Origin of the sequence: Pseudomonas sp. NPDC087690, from assembly GCF_044743175.1 — a bacterium.
Taxonomy (GTDB): Bacteria; Pseudomonadota; Gammaproteobacteria; order Pseudomonadales; family Pseudomonadaceae; genus Aquipseudomonas.
Genome location: NZ_JBIUVX010000001.1, coordinates 841676 through 844903 on the forward strand (window position 1 = coordinate 841676; position 3228 = coordinate 844903).

General features: G+C 61.0%; 2 protein-coding genes. Both read right to left on the minus strand.

The features are described 5' to 3' along the window. Positions 1-52: 52 nt before the first annotated feature. Positions 53-2011 (minus strand): MacB family efflux pump subunit, encoded by a 1959-nt coding sequence (locus ACIPIZ_RS03905; RefSeq protein ID WP_105707762.1) that lies wholly within the window; start codon positions 2009-2011, stop codon positions 53-55. Between the two features lie 2 nt (positions 2012-2013). Beyond that, positions 2014-3162: a macrolide transporter subunit MacA gene (gene macA, locus ACIPIZ_RS03910; RefSeq protein WP_253483149.1), complete on the minus strand. Its 1149-nt coding sequence runs from the start codon at positions 3160-3162 to the stop codon at positions 2014-2016. Positions 3163-3228: the final 66 nt, after the last annotated feature.

Consider the following 3228-nt stretch of genomic DNA (forward strand, 5'->3'; position numbering starts at 1 on the left):
CCCTAAAGGCATTCCCACGCGGAGCGTGGGAACGATCAACAAGCGCGGGCTGTCAGTCGCGGGCGAGCGCTTCGATCGGGTCGAGGCGCGAGGCGTTGCGGGCCGGGACGAAGCCAAAGACGATGCCGATCAATGTCGAACAGATCACCGCCGTGAGCACCGAGGTCAGCGAGAAGACCATCTCCCACTCCTTGATAAACAGCGAAAACAGATGCCCGATCGCGTACGACAGGGAAATCCCGATCGCCCCGCCCAACAGGCAGACCATCACCGCCTCCACCAAAAACTGCTGACGAATGTCCGACTGCCGCGCGCCGACCGCCATGCGAATACCGATCTCGCGGGTGCGTTCGGTCACCGACACCAGCATGATGTTCATCACTCCGATGCCGCCGACCACCAAGGAAATCACCGCAATCAGCGACAGCAACAACGCCAGCGAACGACTGGTTTTCTGCACGGTCTGCAAAACGCTGTCGAGGTTGTTGGTGAAGAAATCCTTACTGCCATGGCGTTGCAGCAGCAGTTGGGTCACATGCTCTTCCACCACTTTGCTCGGCTGGCCGTCCTTCATGCGCACGCTGATGCTGTCCAGATAACGCTGGCCCAACACCCGCCCCGCAGCGGTTTCATAGGGCACCCAGACGTTGAGGGTCTTACCCGAGGCAAACAGGCTTTTATCCGGCGCGGCGACGCCGATCACCGTGCACGGCAGGTTGCCGATCAGGATCACCTGACCCAGCGGATCGACATCCTGGCCGAACAAGCGTTGCCGGGTGTTGTGATCGATGACCACCACTTGCGCCTGGCGCCGCGCATCGCTTTCGCTGAATGCAATACCCGCCGCCATCTTGATGCCGCGCACCTTGAAGTACTGATCGCTGACGCCGTTGACCTGCGCATCCAGATCGATATTGCGGTAGCGCAACAACAGGCTGCGGCCAATCATCGGCGTGGCGCTGTCGACGTAGTACAACTGATTCAGTGCCGTGACATCGGCCGGCGTCAGGGTTTCGATGGCCGCCGCACGCTTGTCACCGTAGCTGGTGCCGGGATAGACATCGATGGTGTTGCTGCCAATCGCGGCGATGTCCTTGAGCACGTAGTTCTTGGCGCCCTCGCCGACCGCCGAGATCGATACCACCGAGGTGATGCCGATGACGATGCCGAGCATGGTCAGCAACGTCCGCATGCGGTGCGAGATCAATGCGACCCAGGCCATGCTGAAGGCTTCCTTGAACAGTCCTAGGCTGGCGACTAGACGCCGTGAAGCGTTGGCTTTCGGCGCCACCGGCTCATCGCTGAGCAAGTGCGTGGTGTCACGTTCGTTGGCACGGTCGCTGAGGATTTCGCCGTCGCTGACTTCGATGATGCGCTCGGCGTTGGCCGCGACTTTCGGATCGTGGGTCACCAGAATCACCGTGTGCCCCGCCGCGTGCAGCTCCAGCAGGATGCGCATCACCTCCTTGCCGCTGGCCGTGTCGAGGGCGCCGGTGGGTTCATCGGCGAGGATCACTTCGCCGCCGTTCATCAACGCCCGGGCGATACTGACCCGCTGCTGTTGGCCGCCAGACAACTGGCTCGGTCGATGCGTCAGGTGACCTTCGAGGCCCAGTCGCGCCAACAGCTCTCGGGCCCGGGCATGGCGTTGCAGCTGTGGCGTGCCGGCATAAATCGCCGGCATCTCGACGTTGTGCATCGCACTCAGGTGCGGCAGCAAGTGGTAACGCTGGAAGATGAAACCGAAGTAGTCACGACGCAGTTCGGCGAGTGCCTGATTGTCCAGATCACGGGTTTCCTGGCCGTTGATCTTGTAGCTGCCGGCGGTGGCGTAATCGAGGCAACCGAGGATGTTCATTAGCGTTGATTTGCCGGAGCCCGAGGCGCCGATGATCGCGACCATTTCCCCGGCATGGATCGTCAGGTTGATGTTCTTCAGCGCGAGAAATTCGCGGTCGCCGGCAGTGAAACTGCGGGTGATGCCGGTCAGCTGTAACAGTGGCTCGGTCATGCTCAGGCCCCCGCCACATTGGTCAGCGGATCTCCGATGACCACGCGATCACCTTCAGCCAGACCATCATTGATCTGCACTTTGACGTTGTTGTTGATCCCGGTCTGCACATTGCGCGACTGCGCGTGCCCCTTGGCATCCAGCACCCGCACCGGAAAGCTGCCATCGGCATTGCGCGGGCCGAGCGCCGCCACCGGCACGGTCAGCACTGCCTTGGCGGTGTCGAGGACGATGCGCACCTGCGCGGTCATCGAAATGCGCAGACGATGGTCGGGGTTCGGCACTTCAAACAAAGCGTTGTAGAACACCGCGCTGCTTTGCTTCGGCGTGCCGGCGGGCGGGGTTTCGAGAAAATTCTGCGGCGCTGGATCGGTACCGCGCAATTTCGCGTAGTAGCGTGTGTCCTCGCCAAGAATGGTGAAATACACCTCTTGCCCCGGCGCGATATGGATTACATCGGCTTCGGAGACCTGCGCCTTGACCGTCATGGTGTCCAGGTCCGCCAGTTTCAGCAGGACCGGCGCCAGTTGGCTGGCAATCACTGTCTGGCCTTCCTGAGTGACCACGCCGACCACGTCACCATCGATCGGCGCAACAATCCGCGTGTAGGCCAGATTGACCTTGGCCGTGTCGATCTGGATGTGCGCGCTTTTGATCTGCGCATCCAGCGACATCAGGTTGGCCTGCTGCACCTGATAGTTGGATTCGGCGGTTTCGAAATCCTGGCGCGAAATCGACGCATCTTCCTGCAGGTTCTGATAGCGCTCGTAAATCGCTTTGGTCTGTTTGAGCTGGGCCTGCGTGGCGCGTTTTTGCGCCTGCAGGTTTTCCTCATCGACCTGAGCCTGACGCAGGGTGTTTTGCAACACCAGCGGATCGATCTCCGCCAGCCACTGCCCCTTCTTCACCTTGTCGCCGACCTTGACCTTCAGCGACTTCAGTTGGCCAGAGACCTGCGCACCGACATCAACCTGCTTGATCCCTTCGAGCACGCCGGTGGCCAGCACCGCGTTCTCGATGTCATCGCGCTCAACCGTCGCGGTCAGGTACTGCGGTGCCTCCGCCGGTGCCCGCACCGTGTAAAACACCAACCCCGCCACCACCGCCAACGCCAAACCCATACCGGCTTTGCGCCACTTCGACTTTTCCATAAATGCCCACAAGTCCGTTCAGGATCGAGCCCGGCGCGACGCTGGGCTCTGCTAGATAAACAACAA

Coding starts and splice junctions, on each gene's coding strand:
- ACIPIZ_RS03905 (WP_105707762.1), bottom strand. CDS start 2,011: ATGACCGAGCCACTGTTACAGCTGACCGGCATCACCCGCAGTTTCACT.
- macA (WP_253483149.1), bottom strand. CDS start 3,162: ATGGAAAAGTCGAAGTGGCGCAAAGCCGGTATGGGTTTGGCGTTGGCG.